This window comes from Microbacterium sp. PAMC21962 (assembly GCF_019443465.1).
Lineage (GTDB): Bacteria > Actinomycetota > Actinomycetes > Actinomycetales > Microbacteriaceae > Microbacterium > Microbacterium hominis.
On sequence record NZ_CP080381.1, the window covers coordinates 113875 to 140015 of the forward strand.

A 26141-nucleotide genomic window follows, 5' to 3' on the forward strand; every position below is an offset into this window, starting at 1 on the left:
TCGGAGGACGTTCCGATGGGACCGACCGGTCGGCCGTACCACGGCTTCCCGACCCCGCCCGCGCTCACCGGTCACGGCCCCGCCCGCATCATCGCGCTGTGCAACCAGAAGGGCGGCGTCGGCAAGACGACGACGACCATCAACCTGGCCGCCTCCCTCGCGCAGTACGGGCGCAAGGTGCTCGCGATCGACTTCGACCCGCAGGGTGCGCTGTCGGCCGGTCTCGGCATCGCCACCCACGACATCCCGACGATCTACGACCTGCTGCTGGACACCAAGCGCGACCCGCACGAGACGATCGTGCACACGTCGGTGGACGGTCTCGACGTCATCCCCGCCAACATCGACCTGTCGGCCGCCGAGGTGCACCTCGTCAACGAGGTCGCCCGCGAGACGATCCTGGCGCGCGTGCTGCGCAAGGTCGCGGGGGAGTACGACGTCATCCTCATCGACTGCCAGCCCTCGCTCGGCCTGCTCACGGTCAACGCCCTGACGGCGAGCCACGGCGTGCTCATCCCGCTGGAGTGCGAGTTCTTCGCGCTGCGCGGAGTGGCGCTGCTCATCGAGACGATCGACAAGGTGCGCGACCGCCTCAACCCCTCGATCGAGCTGGACGGCGTGCTCGCCACGATGTACGACCCGCGCACGCTCCACTCGCGCGAGGTGCTCGAGCGTGTCGTCGAGGCGTTCGGCGACGACGTCCTGGAGACGGTGATCGGGCGCACGGTGAAGTTCCCCGACGCGTCGGTGTCGGGCGTTCCGATCACGACGTTCGCCCCCGAGCACGCCGCCGCCCAGGCCTACCTGCGCCTCGCGCGGGAGCTGGTGGCTCGTGGCGCCGTCGCCTGACGAGCCGGACGTCGCGGCGGCCGCGCCGGTCGCAGACGCGGCCGCGGAGGCCGACGACACCGGATTCCGCGTCTCGCTCAGCAACTTCGACGGTCCGTTCGACCTGCTGCTGACGCTGCTCGGCAAGCACGAGCTCGACATCACGGAGATCTCGCTCAGCAAGGTCACCGACGAGTTCATCGCGTACCTGAAGGGCCTCGACTCCGATGACGATCTCGATCAGGCCTCCGAGTTCCTGGTCGTCGCCGCGACGCTGCTGGACATGAAGGTCGCGGGGCTCCTCCCGCAGGGCGAGCTGGTGGATGCCGAGTCGGTCGCGCTCCTCGAGGCACGCGATCTGCTGTTCGCCCGTCTGCTGCAGTACCGCGCGTTCAAAGAGGTCTCGGCCTGGTTCGAGCGCAGCCTCCGGCGCGAGGACCGGCGCCACGTGCGCGCCGTGCGCCTCGACGAGAAGTACCGCCGCGCGGTGCCGGAACTGGTCTGGACGCTGTCGAAGGAGGACTTCGCGGCGCTCGCGATGCTCGCCTTCGCGCCCAAGGAGATCCCGCACGTCGGGCTCGACCATCTGCATGCGCCGCTGGTGTCCATCCGCGAGCAGGCCGCGATCGTCGTCACCCTGCTGCGCGACGCGGGAACCCTCAACTTCCGGGAGCTCGTCGCCGGGGTCGCCCAGACCGGCGTCGTCGTCGCCCGCTTCCTCGCGGTGCTGGAGCTGTACCGCCACGCCGCCCTCTCGTTCGAGCAGCTGGAACCGCTCGGCGAGCTCACCCTGCGCTGGACCGCCGAACGCTGGTCCGAAGAGAACCTCGCCACCCTGGGAGCCGATTATGACCGCTGACACCGAGACCGACACGAACGCGCCGCCGCGCTCGCCGGAGCCCGCCGACGTCGCGCGCCGGATCGAGGCGATCCTGCTGATCGTGGACGAGCCGCAGAGCCTCGTCGCGCTCGCCGCCGCCGTGGGAGCGCCCGTGCCCGCCGTCCGGCAGGCGGTGGCGGGCCTGGTCGCCGACTACGACGGCGAGACCGGCGGTCCGCGCCGCGGCTTCGAGCTGCGCGAGGTCGGCGGCGGCTGGCGCCTGTACGTGCGCGATGAGCACGACGACCTGATCGCGGACTTCGTCGGCGGACAGGCCCCGTCGCGCCTGTCGCAGGCGGCGCTGGAGACCCTCGCGGTCATCGCCTACAAGCAGCCGGTCACCCGCAGCCAGGTCGCCTCGATCCGCGCGGTGAACGTCGACTCGGTCGTGCGCACCCTGCTGGCACGAGGGCTGATCACCGAGCTGTTCACCGATCCGGAGACCGGCGCCATCAATTACGGGACGACCGAGGCGTTCCTCGTGAACCTCGGCATCAACGGGCTCGACGAGCTGCCGCACATCTCGCCGCTGCTCGACGACGGATCCGACGGCTTCGACGCGGAGGTGCTCCGATGACGACGAACACCCCGGATGCCGAGGGCGTGCGGCTGCAGAAGGTGCTCGCGAACGCGGGCGTGGCCTCCCGCCGCGTCTGCGAGCAGTACATCGTCGAGGGGCGCATCCGCGTCAACGGCGAAGTGGTCACCGAGCTCGGGCGGCGCATCGACCCGGCATCCGATCTGGTCGACGTCGACGGCACCGCCATCCAGCTCGACACCACGAAGCGCTACGTGATGCTCAACAAGCCCACCGGTGTCGTGTCGTCGATGAAGGACGAGCAGGGCCGCCCCGACCTCCGCCGCTTCACGAAGGACTGGGACGAGCGGCTCTACAACGTCGGGCGACTGGATGCCGAGACGTCGGGGCTGCTGGTGCTGACCAACGACGGCGAGCTCGCGCACGTGCTCGCCCACCCGTCGTTCGGCGTCACCAAGGTGTACATCGCCAAGGTGACCGGTCGCGTGACCCCGCAGACCATCGCGCGGCTGACGAAGGGCGTCGAGCTCGACGACGGCCCGATCGCCGCCGACAAGGCGCGTCTGCTCGACACCTCGGGCGACACGTCGCTGGTCGAGCTGACGCTGCACTCGGGCCGCAACCGCATCGTGCGGCGCATGATGGCCGCCGTCGGTCACCCCGTCGTCGAGCTCGTGCGCCGACAGTTCGGACCGCTCCACCTGGGAACCCTCCCGGCGGGACGGGCGCGGGAGTTGACTACAGTGGAACGCGGCGCGCTGCTCACGGTGGCGCGTCAGGCGGCGCCCACGCCGCCCGGGGACAGCTGAGGCGGAGAACAGTGACCGAACAGGCCGTTGCCGATGCACGCGCGCGTGCGGCTCGCACCTCCGGCACGGTCCGGATCGTCGGTGCCGGGCTGCTCGGCGCCAGCATCGGCCATGCGTTGCGCGCGCTCGGTGTCGACGTCGCGCTCGCTGACGCGTCGCCGGCGCAGCTGCGGCTCGCCGTCGACTACGGCGCGGGTCGCGCGGCCGCCGACGGTGACCGCCCGCTGCTCGTGGTGGTCGCGGTTCCGCCCGACGTCGTCGCCGACGTCGTCGAGCGCGAGCTCGCCGCGTTCCCGGATGCCGTCGTCACCGATGTCGCGAGCGTGAAGCTCGACCCGCTCCGCGAACTGCGCCGACGCGGCGTCGACCTCACGCACTACATCGGCTCGCATCCGATGGCCGGGCGCGAGCGGGGCGGCGCCATTTCGGCGCGCGCCGACATCTTCGTGGGCCGCCCCTGGGTCGTGTGCCGTGACGAGGAGACCCCGGCATCCGATCTCGCGCTCGTCGAGGGGCTCGCGCTCGATCTCGGCGCGACGCCCATCGAGATGACTCCCGACGAGCACGACCGCGCGGTCGCGCTCGTGTCGCACGTGCCCCAGCTGGTGGCGTCGCTGCTCGCGGGCCGGTTCGTCGACGCGCCCGACGGCTCGTTGCGGCTGGCCGGACAGGGCGTGCGCGACACGACCCGCATCGCGGCCTCGGCACCGGAGCTGTGGGTGCAGATCCTCGGTGCGAACTCCGCACCCGTCGTCGACGTGCTCGACGCTCTCTCCGACGACCTGCGCGCCGTCGCGGACGCCCTGCGCGCCCCCGAGGCCCCCGGCGCGCGGCGTGCCCTCGCCGACACCATCCGCCGCGGCAACGACGGTGTGGAGCGCCTGCCCGGCAAGCACGGCCAGAACCGGCGTTTCGAGAGCCTCGTCGTCATGGTCGACGACACCCCGGGCCAGCTCGGCCGCCTGTTCGGAGAGCTGGGTGAGCTCGGCGTCAACGTCGAGGACCTGCGGCTGGAGCACTCACCGGGCGCCCAGTTCGGCCTCGCCGAGATCAGTGTCGACCCGACGATCGTGCGCCAGGCCGAGGAGGGCCTCGTGGCGCGCGGCTGGAAGATTGCGAGCCTGCCCTCATGACCGTCACGATCGCCATCGACGGGCCCGCCGGCTCCGGCAAGTCGAGCGTCTCCAAGCAGGCCGCGCGCGCACTCGGCTACGGCTACCTCGACACCGGGGCGGCCTACCGCGCCCTCGCGTGGCACGTGCTGGCGCGCGGCACCGGGTCGGCCCAGGACACCGCCGACGAGACGGCCGTCGTGGCCGCCGCATCCGACTTCCCCTACGCGATCTCGCTCGACCCCGACGACTACTGGGTGCGTGTGGGCGACGCCGACGTGACCGCCGCGATCCGCGAGCCGCGGGTGACCGACGCCGTGAGCGGCGTCGCACGCGTGCCCGCCGTGCGGGAACAGGTCAACGCGCTGTTCCGCCGCCTCGTGCGCGAGTCGGGTCGCCCGGGCGTCGTGGTCGAGGGCCGCGACATCACCACGGTCGTCGCGCCCGACGCCCCGGTGCGCATCCTCCTCACCGCCGCGCCCGAGGTGCGCGCCGCGCGTCGCAGCGCGGAGCTGAGCGCGCACGACGCCGACGCGGTCGCCGCGGCGCTGCACCGACGGGATGCCGCCGACAGCACCGTGGTCGACTTCCTCACCGCCGCAGACGGCGTGACGGTCGTCGACTCCACCGAACTCGATTTCACGCAGACCGTGGAGGCCGTCCTCGACGTGATCTCCGCAGTCGCCCCCACTGCACAGGAGAATCCCGATGGCCGCTGAAGACGACTACGAGGCCGGACCCGACCAGATCGAGGAGAAGCTCGCGAACCTCGATGAGGAGCTCGCCGAGCAGCGGGCCGCGGCGCTGCGCGCCTCCCTGTCCGACTACGAGCTCGACGACGAGGACGATGAGCTGCTCGCGGGCTTCACCGCCGGCGGCGAGGTCGTCGAGATGCTGCCGGCGCTGCCGGTCGTCGCGATCGTAGGACGGCCCAACGTCGGCAAGTCCGCGCTGGTCAACCGCATCCTGGGCCGTCGCGAGGCCGTCGTGGAGGACACCCCCGGTGTCACGCGCGACCGCGTGACGTACAAGGCCGAGTGGATGGACCGCCGCTTCAGCCTCGTCGACACCGGCGGGTGGGAGCCCGACGCGCGCGGCATCGACCGCTCCGTCGCCGCGCAGGCCGAGGTCGCGATCGAGCTGTGCGACGTCGTGCTGTTCGTCGTCGACGCGATGGTCGGCGCGACCGCGACCGACGAGGCCGTCGTCAAGCTCCTGCGCACGACGAAGAAGCCGGTCTTCCTCGTCGCGAACAAGATCGACGACGCCCGGCAGGAGCCCGAGGCCGCGGCCCTGTGGAACCTCGGTCTGGGCGAGCCGCACCCCGTCTCCGCGATCCACGGCCGCGGTGTCGCCGACCTGCTCGACGAGGTGATGAAGGTGCTGCCGGAGGTCTCGGCGGTCGCCAAGGGCGAGCTCGGCGGGCCGCGTCGTGTCGCCATCCTCGGTCGCCCCAACGTCGGCAAGTCGTCGCTGCTGAACAAGGCCGCCGGCGAGGAGCGCGTGGTCGTCAACGAGCTCGCGGGCACGACCCGCGACCCCGTCGACGAGATCGTCGAGCTCGGCGGCAAGCTGTGGCGCTTCGTCGACACCGCCGGCATCCGCCGCCGCGTGCACCTGCAGCAGGGCGCCGACTTCTACGCGTCGCTGCGCACCTCCGCGGCGCTGGAGAAGGCGGAGGTCGCCGTCGTCGTGCTCGACGTGTCGCAGTCGATCAGCGTGCAGGACCTCAACATCATCGACCTCGTGCTCGAGTCGGGCCGTGCGCTCGTGCTGGCGTTCAACAAGTGGGATCGCCTGAACGACGACGACATGGAGAACGCCGACCGTCGCCGTTACCTCGAGCGTGAGATCGAGCAGGACCTCGCCCACGTCACGTGGGCGCCGCGCGTCAACATCTCGGCGCGCACCGGCCGTCACCTCGACAAGCTCGTGCCGGCGCTCGAGACGGCGCTCGAGTCGTGGGATCAGCGCATCCCGACCGGCAAGTTCAACGCGTTCCTGGCCGAGCTGGTGGCCGAGCACCCGCATCCGCTGCGCGGCGGCAAGCAGCCGCGCATCCTGTTCGGCACGCAGGCCGGCACCCGGCCGCCGACGTTCGTGCTGTTCACCACTGGCTTCCTCGACCCCGGGTACCGGCGCTTCATCCAGCGCCGTCTGCGCGAGATCTTCGGCTTCGAGGGCACGCCGATCGTCACCAACATGCGGGTGCGCGAGCGTCGCCAGCGCTGAGGCGGCTGGGCTGCTGCGGGCCGTCTGCGCCGGGGACCGAACTGCAAGGCCTCCGCGCCGACACGCGGTGTGGGGTGCGGATGCCGCGGCGTGTCGCCCCGCATCCCTTGCAGTTCGGGAGGGTGGGCGGACGAGCCGCGCCCCGAGCGGGCTCCGCCGAGTCGGCTGGCCTGTCGGCTCGCGGGGGTTGATCACGACTGGTGCGTCGTACCGGTCGTCGAGTGGACGGCGCCGGCCGGTCCGACCCGAACTGCAAGGCCTCTGCGCCGACACGCGGTGTGCGGCGCGGATGCCGCGGCGTGTCGCCCCGCATCCCTTGCAGTTCGGGAGGGTGGGCGGACAGGCGCGCGGGACAACAGGCAGCCGGGCGGAGGTCAGGCAGTTCGGGCGGGTGGCGCTGACCCGCGCCCGCGCCCGCGCCCGGCCAGCGCGACGGGGCCACGCGCGCTCGACCCCGGTCCCGGTCGTTGAGCGAGCGGCGCAGCCGCGAGTCGAAACGCGGCCCCGTCAGCGGATGACCAGCGAGCGGAACCGCTCCGTCGGCAGGTCGTCGAGCCGGAGCACCGGTGCCTCGGCATCCGCCACACGGGGGAGCGGCTGTCGGGCCCCCGTCTCGCGGAACCGCTGCACGGCCCAGTGGTCGACGCCCGCGTCGGCGAGCCGGCATCCGAGCTCGCGCAGCCCCGCGTCGTCGATCGCCGCGGGGTGCACCGTGGTGCGCACCTCGTAGTCGAGCGGGTGGTCGGAGCCGGCCCGCAGCAGCCGATTGCCCAGCACCAGCTCGAGCGAACGCCACGCGTGGCCGCCGCTCGGGCCGCGACCGGTGACGGCGGCGTAGTCCTCTCGCGAAGCCTTGATGTCCAGGCCCACCCAGTCCACGAACGGCAGCGCCTGCGCGAGCAGCCCGGGATAGGCCCCCGCCGTGTGCAGCCCCACCCGGAATCCGAGCGCGCGCACCATCCGCATCGCCGGGACGAGGGCGCGCTGGAGCGTCGGCTCGCCACCGGAGAACACGACGCCGTCGAGCAGCCCGATGCGTTCGCATAGCAGGTCGGTGACGTCGGCCCAGGTGACGGCGCCCTCGGCGCGCGGGTCGATGAGGGCGGGGTTGTGGCAGTAGAAGCAGTTCCACGGGCAGCCCTGCAGGAACACGGTCGCGGTCATCGTGTCGGGCCAGTCGACGGTAGAGAACGCCGTGACCCCGGCGATGTTCAGCTCATTGGCTGCAGCGGTGCGGACCATGACTCCTCCTGCGGTGTCGCGGATGCCGTCGCCGCGCCGTCGTGGGGCGCGACGAAGTACGTCCTCTCCTGAGCTTCGCCCTTCTTGCCGATGTTGAACCCGGCGATCGGCCGGAAGTAACCCATGACGCGCGTCCACACCTCGCACACGGCGCCGCAGTCGGGGCAGGTCTCGTGCTCGCCGGAGCGGTAGCCGTGGCGCGGGCAGATCGAAAAGGTTGGGGTGATCGTCAGATACGGCAGGCGGAAGCGCTCCAGCGAACGGCGCACCAGGTCACGGCAGGCGGATGCCGAGGGCAGCGCCTCGCCGAGGTAGAGGTGCTGCACCGTGCCGCCGGTGTACTTCTGCTGCAGCGGCTCCTGCATCGCCATCGCGAGGAACGGGTCGCTCGTGTAGCCGACGGGCAGCTGCGAGGAGTTCGTGTAGTACGGGTTCGCCCGGGTGCCGGCGTGCCGGATGCCGGGGTCGGTGCCGTCCGCGCTCGTCGCGGCATCCTGAGCGGAGCCGAAGCGGGCGATGTCCTCCTTGGCGAAGCGGTACGTGGCGCCCTCGGCGGGGCTCGCCTCCAGGTTGTACATGTGTCCGGTCTCCTGCTGGAACGCGGTGATACGTGCGCGCACGTGGTCGAGCAGGCGCGTGGCGAGGGTGGCCCCGGCATCCGTCGTGATGTCGTGCGCGTCGCGCGTGAGGTTGCGGACGTACTCGTTCACGCCGTTGACGCCGATGGTGGAGAAGTGGTTCTCGAGGGTGCCGAGGTAGCGCTGCGTGTAGGGGAAGAGCCCGCCGGCGAGATGGTGGCCGATCACCTCGCGCTTGGCCTCGAGGCTGTCGCGGGCGATGTCGAGCAGTTCGTCGAGGCGGGCGAGCGCCGCGGTGTCGTCGCCCGTGCCGGTGGAGTGCAGGAAGCCGAGGCGCGCGCAGTTGATCGTGACGACGCCGATGGAGCCGGTCTGCTCCGCCGAGCCGAAGAGGCCGTTGCCGCGCTTGAGGAGCTCGGTGAGGTCGAGCTGCAGGCGGCAGCACATGGAACGGATCATGTGCGGGTCGAGGTCGGAGTTGAGGAAGTTCTGGAAGTAGGGGAGGCCGTACTTCGCGGTCATCGCGAACAGGGCCTCGACGTTCTCACCCTCCCAGTCGAAGTCGCGGGTGATGTTGTAGGTGGGGATGGGGAAGGTGAAGGCGCGGCCGTCGGCGTCGCCCGTGGTCATGACGTCGATGAACGCGCGGTTGATCATCGCCATCTCCGGCGCCAGCTCGCCGTACGTGAACTCCTGCACCCGGCCGCCGAGGAGCGGATGCTGCGCGCGCAGGTCGTCGGGGCAGACCCAGTCGAACGTGAGGTTGGTGAAGGGGGTCTGGGTGCCCCAGCGGGAGGGGACGTTGAGGTTGAAGACGAACTCCTGCATCGCCTGGTGCACGTCGTCGTAGCTCAGCGCGTCGACGCGCACGTACGGGGCGAGGTAGGTGTCGAACGAGCTGAACGCCTGCGCACCGGCCCACTCGTTCTGGAGCGTGCCGAGGAAGTTGACGAGCTGGCCGAGCGCGCTGGAGAAGTGCTTCGGCGGCGTGCTGGAGATCTTGCCCGCGACACCGTTGAAGCCCTGTTCCAGCACCATCCGCAGCGACCAGCCGGCGCAGTAGCCGGCGAAGACGTCGAGGTCGTGGATGTGCAGGTCGCCCTCGCGGTGGGCCGTGCCGGCGGCGGGGTCGTAGACCTCGTCGAGCCAGTAGTTCGCGACGAGCTTTCCGGCGGAGTTGAGGATCATTCCGCCCAGCGAGTAGCCCTGGTTGGCGTTCGCGTTGATGCGCCAGTCGGAGCGGGCGAGATACTCGTCGATCGTGGCGCGGGCCGAGACGACGGTGTCGCTGGGGGAGGAGGACATGGGGATCCTGCTTTCGATATCTCGTGGGGTGGGCTTGGTCTGACCACAATATGTGGGGTCTGTGGGGGCTGTCGTGCCCAGATGTGGGCGTGTCGGAGAGTGATGCACCGTGCAAAATCTCGTCACGCGGAGGCGGCGGGATGCCGGGGGTGTGACAGGCTGAACGGGTGACGATCGTGCCTCCTGCTCCCGGCGAGCCGCGCCGACCCGACGGGCCGCGCGATCCCGGCGACGCCTGGGTCGTCGCCGACGACGGCGCCCGGTACTGGGGCCGGTTCGGGGCCGCGGGTCTGCTCGCGGTCGACGCTGAGCGAGGGGTGTTGCTGCAGCACCGGGTCGCCTGGAGCCACTTCGGCGACACCTGGGGGCTCCCGGGAGGCGCGCGGCACGAGGGCGAGTCGGCGTGCGACGGGGCGTTGCGGGAGTCGGCGGAGGAAGCCGGGGTTCCCGCGTCGGCCGTACGGCCGCGGTTGATCAGCGTGTACGACGTGGGCGTGTGGACGTACGCGACGGTGGTCGCCGACGTCGTCGAGCCGTTCACGCCGGTGATCAGCGATCCCGAGAGCCGCGAGCTCGCGTGGGTGCCGGTGGAAGCTGTCGACTCGTATCCGCTGCACCCCGGCTTCGCCGCGTCGTGGCCGATGCTGCGCGGACTGCTCGACGTGCGTCCGGCTGTGGTGGTGGATGCCGCGAACGTGGTGGGATCCGTGCCCGACGGCTGGTGGAAGGATCGTGCGGCGGCGACGGGGCGACTGCTCGAACGGTTGCGTCCGCTGGTCGTCGAGGGCATGGCTGCCGCTCGGCTGGAGCTGCCCGGGGATGTCTGGTTCCCCGAGGTGCGCGTCGTGGTCGAGGGTCAGGCGCGGGCCGTCGACGACGTTCCCGGCATCGCGGTCGTGCGCGCGGTCGGAGAGGGCGACGACGCGATCGTCGCCGAGGCGGCGGCGCTCGCCGCGGCGGGGCGGTCGGTCGTCGTGGTCACGAGCGACCGTGAGCTGCGCGAGCGTGTCGCCGTCCACGGCGCGATCAGTCGGGGAACGTCGTGGCTGGACGCCGTCTGACCGGGCTCCGTCTGACGCGCGCTGCGGTCAGGAGTCGCTCTCGTCGCCGGGGCCGCTGAGCGCATCGCGCCCGCGGAGGCGATCGATCTCGCGCCGTTCGCGCTTGGTGGGACGGCCGGCACCGCGATCGCGGACGGCGAGCTGGGCGACGGGCTCGCGCGGCGGTGTGCGGTCTTCGGCGGCGAGTGCCGCGACGGGCGCGCCGACGCGCTTGGTGAGCAGCTGGCGCACCACGAGGATGCGGTCGAATCCCGCGATCCGCACCCGCAGCTCGTCTCCGACGCGCACGGCTTGCGCGGCTTTGGCCTTCTCGCCGCCGATGCGGACGTGGCCGGCGCGGCAGGCGGTCGTCGCGGCGGAGCGGGTCTTGTAGACGCGGACCGCCCAGAGCCACGAGTCCACGCGGACGGACGGTTCGCTCACCTCTCGATTCTGCCGTGTCGAAGCCGCGAGGTCACGCCACCGTCAGCGAGACGATGGGGCGCGCCGGTTTCGGGCGGGCGACTTCGACGAATCCGGCATCCACGAAGCTCGAGAGGGCGCCGCGGAAGAGGTTGTTCGACGACGTCTTGCCGGCATCGGTGTCGACCGGGTAGCCCTCGATGACGCGCGCGCCGTGTGCGCGGGCGTGGTCGACGGCCGCGTCGAGCAGGCGGTTCGCGAGGCCGTCGCCGCGGAACTCCCGGCGGACGACGAAGCAGGTCACCGCCCACACCGACGCATCGTCGAAGGGCTCCGGCGACTGCTGGAACGCACGCGTCACGGCGAGGCGGGGCTGCGCCGGGCGCGGCGACACCTTGACCCAGCCGGCCGCCTCACCGTCGACGTAGGCGATGAGCGCGGAGGCGGGTGTGGCGGCGAGGTCGCCGCGGAGCAGCTCGCGCCGCTCGGCGGACGTCGCGGACTGGAAGTCCTTGTTGCGCAGCATCCACCACTGGCACCAGCAGGAGGCGCCGTCGCCTCCGCCGGTGAGGGCGTGCTCCACATCGGCGAAGCGATCGGCGGATGCCGGGACGATCTCGATCTGGCTCATGACCAGACCGTACTCCCGGTCACGGACACGCGTTCGCGAGCACTCCGGGAAACCGGTAGGATAGGGGAGTTGTCCGCGAGCGGACGACAGACCGGGATGTGGCGCAGCTTGGTAGCGCACTTGACTGGGGGACACGTTGTCCTCGACGGTCACGAACAGCCTCGAAAATTCAACAACGGGATGTGGCGCAGCTTGGTAGCGCACCTGACTGGGGGTCAGGGGGTCGCAGGTTCAAATCCTGTCATCCCGACAGAAAAGCCCAGGTGAGAGCACGTTTCTTGCCTGGGCTTCGTCGTTGGTGTCTGAGGGTTCACGGGGACCTTCGGGGGCCGGGTTCCGTTGCGTCGCGATAGGGGAGCGCCTCCACGGAGAGCTCGACATGCGCACCCCGATCGAGGTCGAGGACGCGTACTACGCTGACCAAGAATCAGGCCAACCGGCACCTGCCGGACAAGCCTCCCGATAGGAACGAAAGTCAGGCCGATTCAGATCGCGTTACCGGCGCCAGCGGGCGGCGAATCAGATATGTATCCGAGAGGCTGAAGACGTCGGCAAGTCTGACAGCAGAGCCACGGTTGCGGACGTCAGTATAAGGGCGTGCTGCGCGTCTACCTCGACCAGAACAAGTGGATCGACCTCGCTCGCGCAGCGACAGGTCACCCCCAGGGCACAGCGTTCATCGAGGCTCTGGCTGCCGCACGCGCCGCGGTAGTAGCAGGCACGGTGGTGTTCCCCCTCGATCTGTACCGCTACTGGGAGACGAGCAAGCGTAGCCACGATCGATCTCGGAATGACGTCGTAGATGTGATGCGCGAACTTGCTCAGCAGCAGACCATGGCGCTCCCTCTGGGGATCCTGGATATGGAACTGGATGCTGCGCTACAGCGCCGCTTCGGACGCCCTGAAAGCTTGCGCCAGCAGACGGTCTTCGGAACCGGGCTACGGCACATCACCGGAGACCGGATCAACTGGCCCGAGCCCGACTACAGTGCCTTGCCGGGCGGTGGTGCATCGATTCCTGGCGATCGACGATCGCACTTGGAACTCGCTCTCATCGAAGTGATCGAAGAACACCTGCATCGCGCTGGTCCCGACACGTTCCGCGCTGCGGGCTTCGATCTTGCCGCCGCCGACCACGGCAAGCGCTTCGTCGAGTTCGAGAACAAGGTTGCCGCCTCCATCGCGGAATACGGGCTGACGGGAGGAGCCGTCGACCAAGCGGTTCGCGGCGCAGACCTCGGAGACATCCGACCGGCGGTGACCCAGGCGCTCGGGCGCATCGGTGTTACCTGGGACGAGTTTGTCGACCACGCCACCGTTGCTGACCTGATGAGATTCATGGACGACCTGCCCACTCGTTACGTCAGCAACGTCATGCGCTCCGATAAGCACCGCCAGACCGAGCAGAAGTGGGAGCCGAACGATTTCATCGATGTTGTTGCCCTTCCTGTCGCGGCGGTGTACTGCGACGTTGTCGTCACCGAGCGGCAGTGGGTCCACCGGCTGCGTCAGGGCCACGTTGATCAGCGTTACGACACCGTGCTGCTCAGCAACACAGCGGACCTCGTCAACGTCCTCGCAACGGAGGCTGACTCCACGCAAGCTTCCGTCTAGCGCGATCTCATGCACGCGTGCCCTCGCCGCAGATCGTGAGGATCACCCCTCCGGTGTCGGCGATGGTCTCGGCATGCTGTGTGGGAGTCGAGCGACACGATGAAGCGACCGCGGAAGCAAGAAAAGGGACGCTAGGGGAGCTGTCTGCAATAGTTCGGGGTGGCAGCGACACGCACCAGTGAGGGACCGCGGCATGACGGAGCTCGCTGCTACCGTCATGCTCATGAGCATCGCCGCCCCCAACCGATTCAGCGCGGCCGGGTCTGCTCTCGGCTATCTCGCGCAGGTTGAGTATGCTCTGCTGATCCCGCTACAGCGAATGGAGGGCGAGGTCAGTTTCCGCATCTCGCTAGAGACGATCGACGACATCACCTTCGAAGATGACGGCGACGCTCGCGAGCTCTGGCAGATCAAGCACCATGTCAATAGCCGAGGCTCCCTGAGCGACGCCAGCACCGACCTTTGGAAGACCCTGCACAATTGGATCGAGTCCGACGGCGACAACGCGGCCTTCTTCCTCCTGACTACCACGACCGCGCCACCCGGATCCGCCTCCAGTCTGCTCGCCCCTGACCGTAGCGATCGCGACGTCACCGCGGCGCGGGCGAAGCTTGATACGGTCGCCCGCGCGGGGGGCAATCAGGGGCACGCCGCTTACCACGCTAAGTATCTCTCGCTGAATGAAGATCAGCGGCGGGCGTTGCTGGCCCGGGTCACCGTGCTTGACGCCGCCGTCGACGCTGCGACCCTCACCGAACGGCTTCTCGGCACAGTGCGAAAGACCACAACGGCGCCGCGACGACTGCCGCTCGTGGAGCGCCTGCGTGGCTGGTGGCACGGACGGGCGATGAACCATCTCACCCGTGTCGCCGGTGGGACGGCGGATTGGATCGACTTGGAGGAGATCGAGGCACGTCTGCTGCTGATCGCCGACTCCCTGCGCGACGACAACCTTCCGCTCGACTTCGGGGATGCCCCTCAGCCGACCGAACAGGAAGTCCACGAGGATGACCGGATCTTCGTCGAGCAGCTCAAGCTCATCCTGCTGCACCATGACCGGATTCGGCATGCCGTCTACGATCACAACCGCGCCTTCCTGCAACGCTCCCGCTGGCAGCGCGAGCAACTGCTGAACATCGGAGAACTCGACACCTACGACCGACGCCTTATCGAAGAATGGAACCGGGTGTTCCTCCCAGTTAGCGAATCCGTCCCGGAACAAGCCGACGCCGACGCCGACAAGCACCGCCGCGCTCGAGAGCAATACATGATCCTCCAGGGACGCGACCTCCCCGAGATTCGCAGGGATGTCCGCTCCGGCTACATCCCGCTCGGCTCGCTCCACATCCTCGCCGACAGGCTCGAGATCGGCTGGCACCCCGACTGGGTCGAGCTGCTCCGTCACCGCCTCGATGAAGTCCGCCTCGCTGGCGCAGCCGAGGGTGCCGCATGACCGTCGCTGCCGTCCCCGCCGCGCTGGACTCCGAATCCAGCGCGCTATTCAACCCCGCTTTCTGCTCGGTACTACTCCAGCGTGCGTGCACCGAGTACGCGGCGAAGGCGCAGCAAGCGCTCCCCATCGTCTACGCCTTCCTGATCTTGCCCAGCGCATTGCACAAGCCCACGCGGGACGCCCTTCCTGGGAGGACCTCAGCATCGATGTGGCCGTGGCTGCGTGACCACCCGCTGCTGCTGATGGACCTTCCCGACCGGGCTCGCAGCTTCCGCCCCTACACCGCCGCCGCTATCATCTATGGCCTTACTCACACGATCCTCAACAGTGGCCCCGGGACGATCGCCGCGGGGACGCTCAGTCGCCGGCGCGCTAATCTTCAGCCCACCGCGGACTGGATCGCGTGTCAGAAGGCTGCTGGCTTCCTCGGCAAATGGTTCGCCGGCACCGATGCCGACGAGCCCACGACCCTCGCCCAGTGGGGAGTGCGACCATGATGCAACTGGACACCCTCGTCCTCTACAGCCGAACCGGGCAAACCCGAGAACTCCAATTTCGGCCCGGCGAGCTCAACATCATCAGCGGCGAATCCGGTACCGGAAAGAGCAGCCTGATCGGCATCCTCCGCTTCCTCCTCGGAGGCGACAGCCCCCACGTGCCGCTCGGTCCCATCCAGAGCGCCGTCGCCTGGTACGGGCTGCTCGCTAACGTCGATGACACCAAGTTCTTCATCGGACGCCCCGCACCTGCGCACGGGGCAACCACCGCACAAGTGATGCTCATCGTCGGCCAGGACCAAGCCCCGCCCTTCGAAGAGCTCGACACCAACTCGAACACCGACGACCTGGTCGACTACCTCGGCGGCCTCATCGGCATCGAGGAGAACCTGCACGTCCCTGCCGAAGGGCAGACTCGCCGAGCCTTGGCGGCCAACCTGCGCCACGCGCTCTACTACGTCTTCCAAGGTCAAGGGGAAGTCGCTAACCCCGACATCCTTTTCCACCATCAGAACCGCGAATTCCAGAAGCAGGCCATCCGCGACACCCTGCCGTACTTCCTCGGCGCACAGGACCCAGACGCGCTGCGCAAGCGAGAGGATCTCGCCGCACTGCGCCGCGACATCCGGCGACACAGCCTCCAGCTCGACGAAGCCCGCCTCACCCGGCAGCTCGGCGTAGGCCGCGCCGCCGGGCTCATCGCCGACGCGAAAGACGCCGGACTGCTCCCTATCGACACCGTCCCCACCGACGCCGGTGAGGCGTTCCGGCTGCTCACCGAGATCCTGAACGCCGAGGAACCGCCACCCAGGGTGGACACCGTCGACAGTGCCTCCGAAGCCAACGGCCTCCTCGAACGGCGCACCACGCTGCGGAACAGTGTGCGCGAGCTCAACGACAAGATCCACGGCCTCGAGGAGTTCGCCAGAGTCGACTCCGACTACAGCGACGAGCTCAACGAGCACCGTGCCCGTCTGGCCTCCATCGGCTTGATCCCCGACGCGATCGACGAGCACCCCGCGTGCCCGATCTGCCAGACACCGCTGAGCGATCCCGGCGTCCATGATGCCCTCGAGCACAACCTCGGACGAGTCTCCCGCCGGCTCGAGCTCGCTCAGCGCGACCAACCCCGCGTCAGCGCCGCGCGCGCCGGCCTCGTCCAAGAACGCGCGCAAGTGCGCGCCGAGCTGACCGACATCGAGGCCGCCCTTGACGCCCTGGCCCGAACCGATGACATCCGCGCGGCAGCGCAACGCGCCTGGGACCACCAGAGCTTCGTCCGCGGCCGCATCGCCCAGTACCTCGACACCACGACCCTGGAGACGGACGACACCATCCAGTCGCTGGAGCGCACGATCGAAACCCTCGAAGCGCAGGCCGAGCGGCTCTCAGACGCCCTCGACCCCGAGGCGCTGCGATCGCGAGTGGACTCACAGCTGGCCATAGTCGGACGGCGGATGACAGAGCTTGCGCGATCCCTACCTCTCGAGCATTCCGACCACAGCGTTCGCATCGACCCCTACCGGCTCACGGTGGTCGCCGACACACCAGAGGGCCCGGCCTACATGGACGCCGGAGCCATCGGCAGCGGCATGAGCTGGGTCGGCTACCACCTGACCGCCTACCTCGCCCTTCAGCACTTCTTCATCGAAACGAACCGCCCAGTGCCTCGCTTCATCGTCCTGGACCAGCCCAGCCAGGCGTTCTTCCCCCGCGACCGCGAAAGCGGCGGCGACCTCACCGAACTCAACGACACTGACCGCCACAACACGCGCAAGCTCTACAAGTTGATGTTCGACACCGTTCAGGAGCTGGATGGCAAGCTCCAGATCATCGCCTTCGACCACGCCGACTTCAGCGACGACTGGTTCCAAGACTCCATCATCGAAGCCTGGCGGGACGGTGACGCCCTCGTCCCTCGCGACTGGATCCAGACCGCCACCACCGAGCAGCGCGCCCTCCCAGAGGGAGTCAGCGATGAAGAGACCTTAGCCGACGGATGAGCGCAGAACTCCACTTCGCGCGAAGGGCAACACCGTGCCCCAGGACTCGAGTCTGCCGATAGAGTCAGCCTCGACTCACAGAGGGAGGAAGCCGACATGACCGACTCTCTGCTGCGTGCCCTCCGCGAGACGGCGCTCGATGAGTCCGAGCCGCTCGCCGGCCTGCTGCGCAAGTGCCTGCTGCTCGGCGCCGAGACGGGGTCGGACTCCCTGCGCCAATGGGCACGGAACGAGCTGAATGGCTACGAAGAAGGCGTCGACGTACCGCCCTACCGGAGCCTCCCCACTCCGCCGATCTCCGTCAACTCGATCAGCGGCAACACCCACGTCCAGGGCCAGAAGTTCCATCGCATCGAGCTGCCTCAGAAGGCTCAGAAGGGTGTGCCCGAGCACTTTCCGTTACGGCAACCCGTTGAGGAGCTCGAACGACTAGTGACCCTGGGCGATGTCTCATTCACGAGCGCCGGCCTGGCGTATGCGCAGATGGTGTGGAACCAGGAGCTCGAATCGCCTTTCCAACAAATCATCGGTATGTCCTTCACGATCTCCGGATCGGCCATCGCTGGCGTGCTCGGCCAGATTCGAACCCAGCTCGTCGACGTCATAGCCGACCTGACGGCCTCCACCCCGCTCACCGAACTGCCTCGCAAGGATCAGGTTGATGCCGCCGTGAGTCAGCACATCGGCACGCAGTACAACACGACGATCCACGCTTCCAACGGCCCGACGGCGATCGGTACCGAGGCTCGTGCCAGTACTAAGGGGATCAGTCTCAAGGAAGCGATTCAGCTGCTCGACGGGGTGCGCGCAGCCGCCGAGCAGGTCCCCGGCACCGACAGTGCCGAGCTGCTCCGTGCGGTTGAGGAACTGCGCGCTGCAGCCGAGCATGAAGCGCCGGAAACGGGTGAGGTTGTCAGGAAGGTCGGCAAACTGCGGGCCGCCGCCGACAAGATCGGGCTGCCCGTGCTCACCGCTGCCGTCGGCGGAGTCGTGGAAGCCTTCACATCGCTCGCCGTCGGCGGCGCCTTCGGCTGAGCGGCTTTCAATCGTCGCGAGACCTTGGCACACCTCTGTGTAAGCGGGCGCGAAGGGGAACCTCCCTATTCACCGCTCTCTATAGAAGAGGAACAGGAACGCGCGCGAACTCCTCTGATCACGCGCGACCCGGGACGCACCTTCCTGTGTGACGCTCTTCGAGAGTTCCTCCATAAACCCCCCGAAAACGCCGACGGAGTTGTTGCCAGCTGCCAAGAGCCGGGACCTGGCCGGGACCTGAAGCATGCAAACCATGCAATCCATGACGTGAAATGACGCCGTTTGAGTCGCAGGGGTCCCCGGAAAATCAAGGAACCAGGCCGAACCGTCTACCTGGGGGTCAAGGGGTCGCAGGTTCAAATCCTGTCATCCCGACGGTCTGAAGCCCTGATGAGGAATCGTTTCTCGTCGGGGCTTCGTCGTATCTGAGGGTGGGCACTGGGTTGTCCAATCGCTCGATCTCGATCCGTCCGCGGATGGAATGCACCGCTCCGCTTCCGTGTCGTCGGCCACGAAGCGCACCAGGATGCGTTGAACGGGTATCGCGCTTCTGCCTGGATGGGGAGGTTTGGGGCCTCCTCCGATCTGACGTATGGTTTCCGCGGCAACACCCAGTACGCAAATCTCCACGTGATCTACCCGAGAAGGTTCTGACATGGAACTAACGAATAGCTTCTGGGGTCATCAGGGCCGAATAGGGCGCGTGACATCCGGCCCTTGGGTCGGCCGCCTTCTGTTCGTCTACCCAGACACCATGATCGAGTGGTGGACGTTGGTGGTGGACCCACCGCCCGTGGCCGGAGTTCCGGGTGACATGTATTTCAAAGGCAACGATGAGGTCGCATCGCTGCTCGATGAGTGGGGTGTCGAGTGGCTGCCCCGCGACTCCGACGAAGTTGAGTTGGAGCGAGCTCGGTTCGGGTGGAGGCCTCTCCGCGGCGGGGCCGAATGGCTACCCAGCTGAGCGCGGCTCGCTGCGCATGAGTGCGGCTGAAGCGGCCTGACTTCCGGGACACCTCGCTCCGGTGTCGGCAAGCGTTGCGAGGATGGTTCGTGTCTGGCGACCGGTTCCGTTTAGCCCCCTCCGGTCCCCTCGCCAAGGGCCGGCGCGGACCGTCGAACGTGCCTGGAATGGACCAGGCGCTCTCGGCCTGCCACCGGTACAGGCGGCGGCGTCGTCGTGATGCCGGAATCCGCTCAGCGTTGCCGCGTACCGAGATCGATCTCCCTCCCGGTGGTGATTCACCACAATCCTGAGAATCCACGAGACCCTCGGGCTAGAACGGCTTGCTCGAAACTGCGTCACCTGTCCGGGCATGCGTGGGCCGTCACGGCCGGCAGGTTCGCCGAGTGATTCACCTGGAGCCAACCGCTTCCGACGCTGGTCCAGTCGACAGCGCTCCAATACACCATCCGCTCGGACTGCCCGTCGACGAGAAGGGTGTACTCCTGACCGCTTTGGGCGGAGAGCTGCGCGCTATGGGTCAGCTGCATGCCGGCGACTGGTTCGCCGAGCTCAATCTCCTCTCCACGTGTGAACGTGTGCTTCCCTTCGTACTCGGCGACGATCGTCCAGTCCTTCGCCGCGGTGAGGTCGCGGACGCTGAAACTCAATCTGCTTGCGTCTGTCGGGGCACATATGGCGACTCGGATTGAGTCGCCGCTCGCCTGGCGCAGAGCAGCGACTCCATAACCCGCACCCGTCTCGCACCCCGTCAGGCCAAGTGCTCCCGCGGTACAGGCCACCGCCGGGCCCAGGAATCTGCTCAGCATCGGTAGCTGCCGTACTCGACGTTCGCGGCCACCTCGAGGTCGTTGAGACACTGATTTCCTCCATCCAGAAGGTAGTTTGCCCGAGGAGGGGAGGGCAGGGCTGTACGGCACGGTGTCGGTATCATGGCGCATCTCACTGACGTGATGGGCGACCGGCGCCGCGCGAACTGCGCGGCCTGAAACGTGTCCCGTGGATAGCGATGCGCGGGTGAGGAGGGAGAGGATGTCGGTGCCACGCCCCAGTCTGTGGTTGATCGCGGTGGTCGCGTTCGTGGTCTTCGCGACGATCTTCGTGCTCCAAGGAGTTCCCGATCAGTTCCTCGTCCTTCGCAATGCAGCGACGTTCTCGGCCGGCGAGCGGGAGTACCTTTTCGGGCAAGTTGCGCTCGTCGCCGTCTTCCAGGCTTCCGTCATCGGTGTTCTGCACTGGCATCTGCACGTTCTCGACCGACGCGTGCGCGGGGATCACGTGACCTTTCTCGTGCTCTTCGTGTGGGGCTCGTTGGTGTGGCCGGTGACGGCGTTCGCTGATGCGTACTGGGACTACGAGTATTGGGGGCAGGGGAGCTGGCGAGCTTCTTTCGATCTCGCGTTCTTTTCGGTGCCGCTGAGTCTCGTGGCGCTCATCGTGCTGATCGTACGAGGGTCCCTGATCGGAAGAAGGGCCCGTGCGTGACTCCTATCCTTTGGAGGATGGGAGTCACGGTCGCCTACGCGCGGACGCCGCCTTGTCTTCCCTTGCAGAGGAGCACCAGATGACCACCTACGCCCAGAACCTGAACGAGATCCTCGACCGCGAGGCTCTTCCCGCGGGCGGGGTCGTCTCCGGCGACGTCGACTACGTCGCGCACGGTGTCGCTTTTCGTGGGTACCAGGCCCGTCCCGCCGGGGGCGGCCCCTACCCAGGCGTTCTCGTCGTACACGATTGGCTCGGTGTGACCGACTACGTCCGGATGCGCTGCGACATGCTGGCCCGTCTCGGCTACGTGGCGTTCGCCGCGGACGTCTACGGTGCGGACATCCGCCCCGCACCTCAGGATGCCGCCGCCGTCGCCAGTGGCTTCTACCAGGATCGCGCGCTGTGGCGACAGCGGCTCGCGGCCGCGTTCGAGCGGCTGCTCGCCGAGCCGTCCGTCGATCCCGCGCGCACCGCGGCGATCGGCTACTGCTTCGGCGGAACCTCTGTGATGGAGCTGGCCCGGACGGGCGCCTCCGTCGGCGCCGTCGTGAGCTTCCACGGCGGCCTGCTCACCGGTCCGGAGGGGGAGGCGAAGCGAATCACAGCCAAGGTGCTCGTCCTCCACGGGGCGGCCGACCCCGTCGCCCCGGACGATGCGCTGCTCGCCTTCGAGAACGATCTGCGGACGGCTCCCGAGATCGACTGGCAGGTCGTCACGTACGCCAATGCGATGCACGCCTTCACCCTCCCCGACGCGAACGCACCGGAGCACGGCGCCCTCTTCGACGCCACCGCCGAGCGCCGCAGTTGGACGGCGATGAAGACCTTCCTGAACGAGGTGTTCGACTGAGAGGCCCGGGTCGCGTCACTCCCGGGCGTCTTCGCGTCGATCCGGCGTGACGGCTGAGGTGACCATGGACCCCGGCCGCATCCGATCCTCGGCGCTCGCGATCGCGTTCATGACGGCGGTCAACGAGGCGGTGAGCACAGACCGGTCCTTGCCGGCGACCCATGCGGTACGTGAGCCGCGGCGGTATTCGATGAGGGTGAGGGCTTCGCTGTCTGCTCCGGTGCCGATGCTGGTCTGGGAGAGGCTCAGGATCTCGATCGCGAACCCGTATCGTGCAAGCGCCGTGGTGAGTGCGTCGACGGGTCCGTTGCCGTCGTGGGTGGTGGTGTCCTCGATGCCGCCGGCGCGGAGGGTGATGCGGGTGTTCTTGTCGGTCGTCACGACGTCGACGAGTTGGATCGGAGCGTCGACGGGGGTGGTGAGGTAGGTGGCGCAGAAGACACCCCAGAGCTGTTCGGCGGTGACCTCGCCGCCGGTGGTGTCGGTGTGATGCTGCACGTGGCGGGCGAAGTCGATCTGGAGCCGGCGGGGGAGCTCGATGCCGTACTCGGTCTGGAGCAGGTAGGCGATGCCGCCCTTGCCCGACTGGGAGTTCACGCGGATGACGGCGTCGTAGCTGCGGCCGATGTCGGCCGGGTCGATGGGCAGGTAGGGAACCCGCCAGGCGATCTCGCTCTCGTCGCGCCCTTCGGCTGCAGCGCGGGCGCGATGCTCGGCGAAGCCCTTCTTGATGGCGTCCTGATGGGTGCCGCTGAACGCGGTGTGCACGAGATCGCCGACATAGGGGTGTCGAGGGTGCACGTCGATGCGGTTGCAGTACTCGACGGTACGGCGGATCTCGTCGATGTCGGAGAAGTCGATCATCGGGTCGACGCCCTGCGCGTGCAGGTTGAGGGCGAGGGTGGCGAGGTCGACATTGCCCGTCCGCTCGCCGTTGCCGAAGATGCAGCCCTCGACCCGCTGGGCGCCGGCGAGGACGGCGAGCTCGGCGCAGGCGATCCCCGTGCCGCGGTCGTTGTGGGGATGGACGGAGAGGATGACGCCGTCGCGGCGGGCGAGGTGGGTGTGCATGTACTCGATCTGGTCGGCGTACACGTTGGGGGTGGCGATCTCGACAGTGGCGGGGAGATTCAGGATCACGGGGCGCTCGGGCCTGGCATCCCACAACTCCGTCATCGCGTCACAGATCTCGATGACGTAGTCGGGCTCGGTGAGGTTGAACACCTCCGGGCTGAACTCGAACCGCACGTTCGGCAGGTCGCCGGCGAACTGGAGCACGTCCCGTCCGCCGGCGAGGATCAGCTCCCGCAGCTCGTAGCGGTCCTTGCCGAGCACGGTGTCGCGCCAGGTCGGGGCGGTCGCGGTGTACATGTGGATGACGACGTCGTTGCGGATGCCGCGGATCGATTCCACGGTCCGCTCGATCAGGTCGCGGCGCGCAGGGGTGAACACGACGATCGTGACGTCGTCGGGGGCGATGTCGGTCTCGGCGATGAGGCGGACGAAGTGGTAGTCGGTCTGCGACGCGGAGGGGTAGCCGACCTCGATCTCGGTGTAGCCCATCCGCACCATCAACTCGAAGAACCGGCGCTTGCGGGTGGGGTCCATGGGCTCCGCGAGGGCCTGGTTGCCGTCGCGCAGATCGACGGGGACCCACAACGGCGCCTGGGTGAGCCGTCGGTTCGGCCATTGCCGGTCTGCGCCCAGGGGCACGTCGACACGGGAGTAGGCGTCGGTGTAGCGGTGCGAGGGCATGCCGGAGGGGCGCTGCCGATTCCAGGAGGGGGCGATCGTGGTGGTCATGACAAGGAGTCCTTCAGGGTCTCGTGGGGAAGACCGGCGCAGTGTTCAGCCCCACGGCGGGGAGCCGGTCCGGCTACGCCCCGCCGTGGCGGCGAAGAAGAAGGAGGTTTGCGGTGAGCACGGGTAGAATCTAGCAGAAGTCCTCAGACAAGTAGAGGAGACGAGATGACTCAACTCAGACGTGTCCCCTTGGCGGACCAGGCCGCCGACGCGCTGTTCGCGCGCATCCGCGCGGGGGAGTGGGCGCTCGGCGCCAAGCTCCCCGGCGAGACGACGCTGGCGCCGCAGCTCGGAGTCGGACGGTCCACCGTGCGGGAGGCGATCCGCCAGCTCGCCGGCCGCGGCATCCTCGATTCCCGTCAGGGGTCGGGGGTGTATGTGACGGCGCTGGAGGCGCCCGATGACTGGGAGCAGGTGCTGCGCCGCACCGACATCGTCACCGTGCTCGAGGCCCGCACCGCGATCGAGGTCGAGGCGGCGAGCCTGGCAGCGACGCGCCGCACGCCGTCCGATCTGCGCGCGATCCGACGGGCGCTTGACCTGCGCACCGCTCCTGGGCAGAGCGTCGAGGAGCATGTGGATGCCGACATGGCGCTGCACCGCGCGATCGTGGTCGCCGCGCACAACGAGGTGCTGACCGAGCTGTTCGACGGGTTCGTGCCGCGGGTGCGGCGCGCGATGGTCGACATGCTCCGCCTCCGCCCCGTGCCCGACACGCACGCGGATCACGACGCGCACGTCGTCGTGGTCGCCGCGGTCGCCGACCGGATGCCGGATGTCGCGGCCCGCGCCAGCCGCGCCCATCTCGATGCCCTCAAGGCGGGTTTCGCGTGAGTGCGGCGGTCGTCGAGCCCGTCGTGGTGCTTGACGAGGTGACGTTCCGCAGGGCCGGGAGAAGCATCCTGAACCGCGTCTCGCTGCGGATCGCGCCGGGCGAGCACTGGGTGCTGATCGGCCCGAACGGGGCAGGCAAGAGCACGATCCTCGGCCTTCTCGGCGCGCGCTCCTTCCCCACCACCGGCACCGTCGATGTGCTCGGCCATCGTGTGGGTCGTGTCGAACTGCTCGCATTGCGTCGCCGCATCGGGCACGTCGACCCGCGGCATCCGCTCGACTCGCCGCTCACGATCACCGACGTCGTCCTCACCGGGGTCACCGGCACCACCGAGCTCATGATGCGCTGGCAGCCCACCGCCGCCGAGCGCCGCCGAGCCGCCGAGCTGATCGACCTGCTCGGCCTCGGCGGGAAGGCCGAAGAACGATGGCCGACCCTCTCCCAGGGCGAGCGGGGGCGGGCGCTCATCGCCCGCGCGCTGATGAGCGAGCCCGCGCTCCTGCTGCTCGACGAGCCGTCGACCGGACTCGATGTCGCCGCCAGGGAGCAGCTGCTGGAGACGGTCGACCGACTCGCCGCGAGCGATCCCGATCTCGCGTCCGTGCTGGTCACCCACCACCTCGAAGAGATCCCCGAAGCCGCCACCCACGCCCTCCTGCTCGCCCGTGGCGCCGTCGTCGCCGCCGGACCCGTGCACGACACGCTCACCACCGACCTCGTGAGTCAGACCTTCGAGCACCCCATCGCCGTCGACCACAGTGACGGGCGATGGCGTGCCCGCAGCCTCCGCACGGTTCGCAGCGACTCGCGACGGCCGGCGACGCGCACGACGCGGGAGCGCCTCACAGAGAGCGGCGACGGATGGATACTCCCTCGTGACCGATGACGACGCGCAGCCGACTGTTCTCGTCAGTGCGATGTGGTGGTCGGAAGACCACGCTGTCGTCGCCGTCGTCTCCGATGCGCTCGCCGGCAGAGTGCTCACGCGGGGTTCGTGGCAGGGGGTCGTCGTGAGGTCGGCGCGCATCGTCGAAGACGACGCGGTCGCGCGGCAGGCTGCGTTCGAAGCCTTCCTCCGCGGCGTCGCGAATGCCCTGACCAGCATCCAGGTGCCAGGGCGCCCGGGAGGCGTGCTCGGCGTCGGAGAACTTCGCCTCCATCTGGCGCTCTCAGGCCCAGAACTCGCGCGGGGAGTGCTCTTCGATCCGGACTCGCTCGCCGTGCTCCTGCCGTTCGGACTGTCGCTCTACGTGGATTGAGGCTTCGTCACGGTGAGGACGAGGCGATCGGTGATGGTGAGTCGGTTGCCGCTCATCGCCCGCTCGCCTTCTCCGGGGAGGAGGCTTCCGCCGCGGCACGGGTGGTTGACCGCTCGTCCGGGAGCGGTGCGGGCGACGGACGGCGGAACCGGCCGGTGGCGACGAGGACGATCACGAGGGCGAGGGGCACGATCCAGCCGCTCCAGCCGAGGACGGTCGCCTGCGTGGTGTCGATGCGCTCACCGGCCATCGCGAACAGGAGGTAGGTGCCGCCGGCGCCGTTGAATGCGGCGTGGGCGAGAGCGGCGGGCCAGACGGAATCGGATCGGAGGCGAAGCCAGCCGAAGATCGCGCCGAAGACGATGCACATCCCGCTCATCGCGGTGAGACCGAGCCAGCCCGGAACGCCCGGGTAGTTGTATCCGAGGAGGATGAGCGGCGCGTGCCACAGTCCCCAGATGACGCCCGAGGTGAGGATCGCGGGGATCGCCCCGAGAGGCATGAGCTTCGGAAGAAGCCATCCGCGCCAGCCGAGCTCTTCGCCGAGCGCCGGGACCAGGTTGATGAACGCTGCCATCGGCAGTGCGAGGAGTTGAAGCAAGACGAGCACGCCGATCGGGAGCGGCAGCTCGTTTCTGCCGAGCGCCTGCAGTTGCGCGGTGATGGTCTGCTGGCCCGAGGGCTCGGGCTTTGCACGGCGGCCGTTCGACGAAGACCACCAC

Annotated in this window: 25 protein-coding genes and 1 tRNA gene; 19 read left to right on the top strand and 7 right to left on the bottom strand. The window is 68.6% G+C overall.

Features of this window, described 5'->3' with window-relative positions:
• The first annotated feature begins 15 nt into the window (after window positions 1–15).
• The 7 genes from KY498_RS00515 to der are packed head-to-tail and all read left to right on the top strand — an operon-like array spanning window position 16 to window position 6399.
• Complete coding sequence (locus tag KY498_RS00515) at window positions 16–849, top strand: ParA family protein (protein ID WP_061782522.1); 834 nt, start codon at window positions 16–18, stop codon at window positions 847–849.
• On the top strand, window positions 833–1687 hold the full coding sequence (locus KY498_RS00520) for a ScpA family protein (RefSeq protein ID WP_060960701.1): 855 nt from the start codon (window positions 833–835) through the stop codon (window positions 1685–1687). Before KY498_RS00515 ends, KY498_RS00520 begins: the two co-directional genes overlap by 17 nt.
• Window positions 1677–2285 carry an SMC-Scp complex subunit ScpB gene (scpB, locus tag KY498_RS00525; protein WP_101306535.1) on the top strand — a complete coding sequence of 203 codons (609 nt, stop codon included), beginning with the start codon at window positions 1677–1679 and terminating at the stop codon, window positions 2283–2285. Before KY498_RS00520 ends, scpB begins: the two co-directional genes overlap by 11 nt.
• Window positions 2282–3055 (top strand): pseudouridine synthase, encoded by a 774-nt coding sequence (locus tag KY498_RS00530; protein ID WP_191008746.1) that lies wholly within the window; start codon window positions 2282–2284, stop codon window positions 3053–3055. The genes scpB and KY498_RS00530 overlap by 4 nt, the downstream gene beginning before the upstream one ends.
• Window positions 3056–3066: 11 nt before the next feature.
• Window positions 3067–4188: a prephenate dehydrogenase gene (locus tag KY498_RS00535; protein ID WP_061782524.1), complete on the top strand. Its 1122-nt coding sequence runs from the start codon at window positions 3067–3069 to the stop codon at window positions 4186–4188.
• The gene (cmk, locus tag KY498_RS00540) at window positions 4185–4886 is read left to right on the top strand and encodes a (d)CMP kinase (protein ID WP_101306533.1); all 702 of its coding nucleotides are present in this window, start codon (window positions 4185–4187) and stop codon (window positions 4884–4886) included. The genes KY498_RS00535 and cmk overlap by 4 nt, the downstream gene beginning before the upstream one ends.
• On the top strand, window positions 4876–6399 hold the full coding sequence (gene der / locus KY498_RS00545; protein ID WP_060960696.1) for a ribosome biogenesis GTPase Der: 1524 nt from the start codon (window positions 4876–4878) through the stop codon (window positions 6397–6399). The genes cmk and der overlap by 11 nt, the downstream gene beginning before the upstream one ends.
• A 507-nt stretch (window positions 6400–6906) precedes the next feature.
• Here der and KY498_RS00550 read toward each other — a convergent pair.
• Together KY498_RS00550 and KY498_RS00555 are read right to left on the bottom strand one after the other, a co-directional pair.
• Complete coding sequence (locus KY498_RS00550; protein ID WP_191008745.1) at window positions 6907–7641, bottom strand: anaerobic ribonucleoside-triphosphate reductase activating protein; 735 nt, start codon at window positions 7639–7641, stop codon at window positions 6907–6909.
• Window positions 7611–9524 (bottom strand): ribonucleoside triphosphate reductase, encoded by a 1914-nt coding sequence (locus KY498_RS00555; RefSeq protein ID WP_191008744.1) that lies wholly within the window; start codon window positions 9522–9524, stop codon window positions 7611–7613. Before KY498_RS00555 ends, KY498_RS00550 begins: the two co-directional genes overlap by 31 nt.
• Window positions 9525–9691: 167 nt before the next feature.
• Here KY498_RS00555 and KY498_RS00560 point away from each other — a divergent pair, with 167 nt between their 5' ends.
• Complete coding sequence (locus tag KY498_RS00560) at window positions 9692–10585, top strand: NUDIX domain-containing protein (RefSeq protein WP_191008743.1); 894 nt, start codon at window positions 9692–9694, stop codon at window positions 10583–10585.
• Window positions 10586–10612: 27 nt separating this feature from the next.
• On the opposite strand, the gene KY498_RS00565 is transcribed toward KY498_RS00560, so the two are convergent.
• Together KY498_RS00565 and KY498_RS00570 are read right to left on the bottom strand one after the other, a co-directional pair.
• Entirely contained in the window at window positions 10613–11008 is a 396-nt protein-coding gene (locus tag KY498_RS00565) for an RNA-binding S4 domain-containing protein (protein WP_061782526.1), read from the bottom strand.
• 31 nt (window positions 11009–11039) lie between these two features.
• Window positions 11040–11618: a GNAT family N-acetyltransferase gene (locus KY498_RS00570; protein ID WP_191008742.1), complete on the bottom strand. Its 579-nt coding sequence runs from the start codon at window positions 11616–11618 to the stop codon at window positions 11040–11042.
• Window positions 11619–11794: 176 nt separating this feature from the next.
• On the opposite strand from KY498_RS00570, the gene KY498_RS00575 reads away from it, so the two are divergent.
• From KY498_RS00575 to KY498_RS00600, 6 genes are all read left to right on the top strand, one after another.
• A tRNA-Pro gene (locus KY498_RS00575) sits at window positions 11795–11868 on the top strand.
• 347 nt (window positions 11869–12215) lie between these two features.
• Window positions 12216–13232: a hypothetical protein gene (locus KY498_RS00580; RefSeq protein WP_191008741.1), complete on the top strand. Its 1017-nt coding sequence runs from the start codon at window positions 12216–12218 to the stop codon at window positions 13230–13232.
• 223 nt (window positions 13233–13455) lie between these two features.
• Window positions 13456–14685, top strand: a complete 1230-nt coding sequence (locus KY498_RS00585) for an ABC-three component system protein (RefSeq protein ID WP_191008740.1) — start codon at window positions 13456–13458, stop codon at window positions 14683–14685.
• Window positions 14682–15182 carry a three component ABC system middle component gene (locus KY498_RS00590; RefSeq protein ID WP_191008739.1) on the top strand — a complete coding sequence of 167 codons (501 nt, stop codon included), beginning with the start codon at window positions 14682–14684 and terminating at the stop codon, window positions 15180–15182. The genes KY498_RS00585 and KY498_RS00590 overlap by 4 nt, the downstream gene beginning before the upstream one ends.
• A complete protein-coding gene (locus tag KY498_RS00595) occupies window positions 15179–17185 on the top strand; it encodes a DUF3732 domain-containing protein (protein WP_191008738.1) in 2007 nt (668 codons plus the stop codon). Before KY498_RS00590 ends, KY498_RS00595 begins: the two co-directional genes overlap by 4 nt.
• A gap of 96 nt (window positions 17186–17281) precedes the next feature.
• Complete coding sequence (locus KY498_RS00600; protein ID WP_191008737.1) at window positions 17282–18220, top strand: hypothetical protein; 939 nt, start codon at window positions 17282–17284, stop codon at window positions 18218–18220.
• 1302 nt (window positions 18221–19522) lie between these two features.
• On the opposite strand, the gene KY498_RS00605 is transcribed toward KY498_RS00600, so the two are convergent.
• Window positions 19523–19834, bottom strand: coding sequence for a hypothetical protein (locus tag KY498_RS00605; RefSeq protein ID WP_191008736.1), 312 nt, complete (start codon window positions 19832–19834; stop codon window positions 19523–19525).
• A gap of 388 nt (window positions 19835–20222) precedes the next feature.
• Between KY498_RS00605 and KY498_RS00610 the strand changes: the two genes are divergently transcribed.
• Window positions 20223–20669 carry a hypothetical protein gene (locus tag KY498_RS00610; RefSeq protein ID WP_191008735.1) on the top strand — a complete coding sequence of 149 codons (447 nt, stop codon included), beginning with the start codon at window positions 20223–20225 and terminating at the stop codon, window positions 20667–20669.
• 79 nt (window positions 20670–20748) lie between these two features.
• Entirely contained in the window at window positions 20749–21522 is a 774-nt protein-coding gene (locus KY498_RS00615) for a dienelactone hydrolase family protein (RefSeq protein WP_191008734.1), read from the top strand.
• A 15-nt stretch (window positions 21523–21537) separates the two neighbouring features.
• Here the strand turns inward: KY498_RS00615 and KY498_RS00620 are convergent, their stop codons facing one another.
• On the bottom strand, window positions 21538–23325 hold the full coding sequence (locus KY498_RS00620) for a 2-isopropylmalate synthase (RefSeq protein ID WP_191008733.1): 1788 nt from the start codon (window positions 23323–23325) through the stop codon (window positions 21538–21540).
• 165 nt (window positions 23326–23490) lie between these two features.
• Here KY498_RS00620 and KY498_RS00625 point away from each other — a divergent pair, with 165 nt between their 5' ends.
• Genes KY498_RS00625 through KY498_RS00635 form a run of 3 tightly spaced genes read left to right on the top strand, consistent with a single transcriptional unit; the run spans window position 23491 to window position 25419 of the window.
• On the top strand, window positions 23491–24159 hold the full coding sequence (locus tag KY498_RS00625; protein ID WP_191008732.1) for a FadR/GntR family transcriptional regulator: 669 nt from the start codon (window positions 23491–23493) through the stop codon (window positions 24157–24159).
• On the top strand, window positions 24156–25046 hold the full coding sequence (locus KY498_RS00630) for an ABC transporter ATP-binding protein (RefSeq protein ID WP_191008731.1): 891 nt from the start codon (window positions 24156–24158) through the stop codon (window positions 25044–25046). Before KY498_RS00625 ends, KY498_RS00630 begins: the two co-directional genes overlap by 4 nt.
• The gene (locus KY498_RS00635) at window positions 25036–25419 is read left to right on the top strand and encodes a hypothetical protein (protein WP_191008730.1); all 384 of its coding nucleotides are present in this window, start codon (window positions 25036–25038) and stop codon (window positions 25417–25419) included. The genes KY498_RS00630 and KY498_RS00635 overlap by 11 nt, the downstream gene beginning before the upstream one ends.
• A 52-nt stretch (window positions 25420–25471) precedes the next feature.
• Here the strand turns inward: KY498_RS00635 and KY498_RS16440 are convergent, their stop codons facing one another.
• Window positions 25472–25996, bottom strand: a complete 525-nt coding sequence (locus tag KY498_RS16440) for a CPBP family intramembrane glutamic endopeptidase (RefSeq protein ID WP_191009710.1) — start codon at window positions 25994–25996, stop codon at window positions 25472–25474.
• Window positions 25997–26141 lie beyond the last annotated feature (145 nt).

Bases quoted from the DNA above. Each gene is read 5' to 3' on its own strand.
- KY498_RS00515 (WP_061782522.1), top strand. From the start codon at position 16: ATGGGACCGACCGGTCGGCCGTACCACGGCTTCCCGACCCCGCCCGCG.
- scpB (WP_101306535.1), top strand. From the start codon at position 1,677: ATGACCGCTGACACCGAGACCGACACGAACGCGCCGCCGCGCTCGCCG.
- KY498_RS00530 (WP_191008746.1), top strand. From the start codon at position 2,282: ATGACGACGAACACCCCGGATGCCGAGGGCGTGCGGCTGCAGAAGGTG.
- cmk (WP_101306533.1), top strand. From the start codon at position 4,185: ATGACCGTCACGATCGCCATCGACGGGCCCGCCGGCTCCGGCAAGTCG.
- der (WP_060960696.1), top strand. From the start codon at position 4,876: ATGGCCGCTGAAGACGACTACGAGGCCGGACCCGACCAGATCGAGGAG.
- KY498_RS00550 (WP_191008745.1), bottom strand. From the start codon at position 7,641: ATGGTCCGCACCGCTGCAGCCAATGAGCTGAACATCGCCGGGGTCACG.
- KY498_RS00555 (WP_191008744.1), bottom strand. From the start codon at position 9,524: ATGTCCTCCTCCCCCAGCGACACCGTCGTCTCGGCCCGCGCCACGATC.
- KY498_RS00570 (WP_191008742.1), bottom strand. From the start codon at position 11,618: ATGAGCCAGATCGAGATCGTCCCGGCATCCGCCGATCGCTTCGCCGAT.
- KY498_RS00585 (WP_191008740.1), top strand. From the start codon at position 13,456: ATGAGCATCGCCGCCCCCAACCGATTCAGCGCGGCCGGGTCTGCTCTC.
- KY498_RS00590 (WP_191008739.1), top strand. From the start codon at position 14,682: ATGACCGTCGCTGCCGTCCCCGCCGCGCTGGACTCCGAATCCAGCGCG.
- KY498_RS00595 (WP_191008738.1), top strand. From the start codon at position 15,179: ATGATGCAACTGGACACCCTCGTCCTCTACAGCCGAACCGGGCAAACC.
- KY498_RS00600 (WP_191008737.1), top strand. From the start codon at position 17,282: ATGACCGACTCTCTGCTGCGTGCCCTCCGCGAGACGGCGCTCGATGAG.
- KY498_RS00615 (WP_191008734.1), top strand. From the start codon at position 20,749: ATGACCACCTACGCCCAGAACCTGAACGAGATCCTCGACCGCGAGGCT.
- KY498_RS00620 (WP_191008733.1), bottom strand. From the start codon at position 23,325: ATGACCACCACGATCGCCCCCTCCTGGAATCGGCAGCGCCCCTCCGGC.
- KY498_RS00625 (WP_191008732.1), top strand. From the start codon at position 23,491: ATGACTCAACTCAGACGTGTCCCCTTGGCGGACCAGGCCGCCGACGCG.
- KY498_RS16440 (WP_191009710.1), bottom strand. From the start codon at position 25,996: ATGGCAGCGTTCATCAACCTGGTCCCGGCGCTCGGCGAAGAGCTCGGC.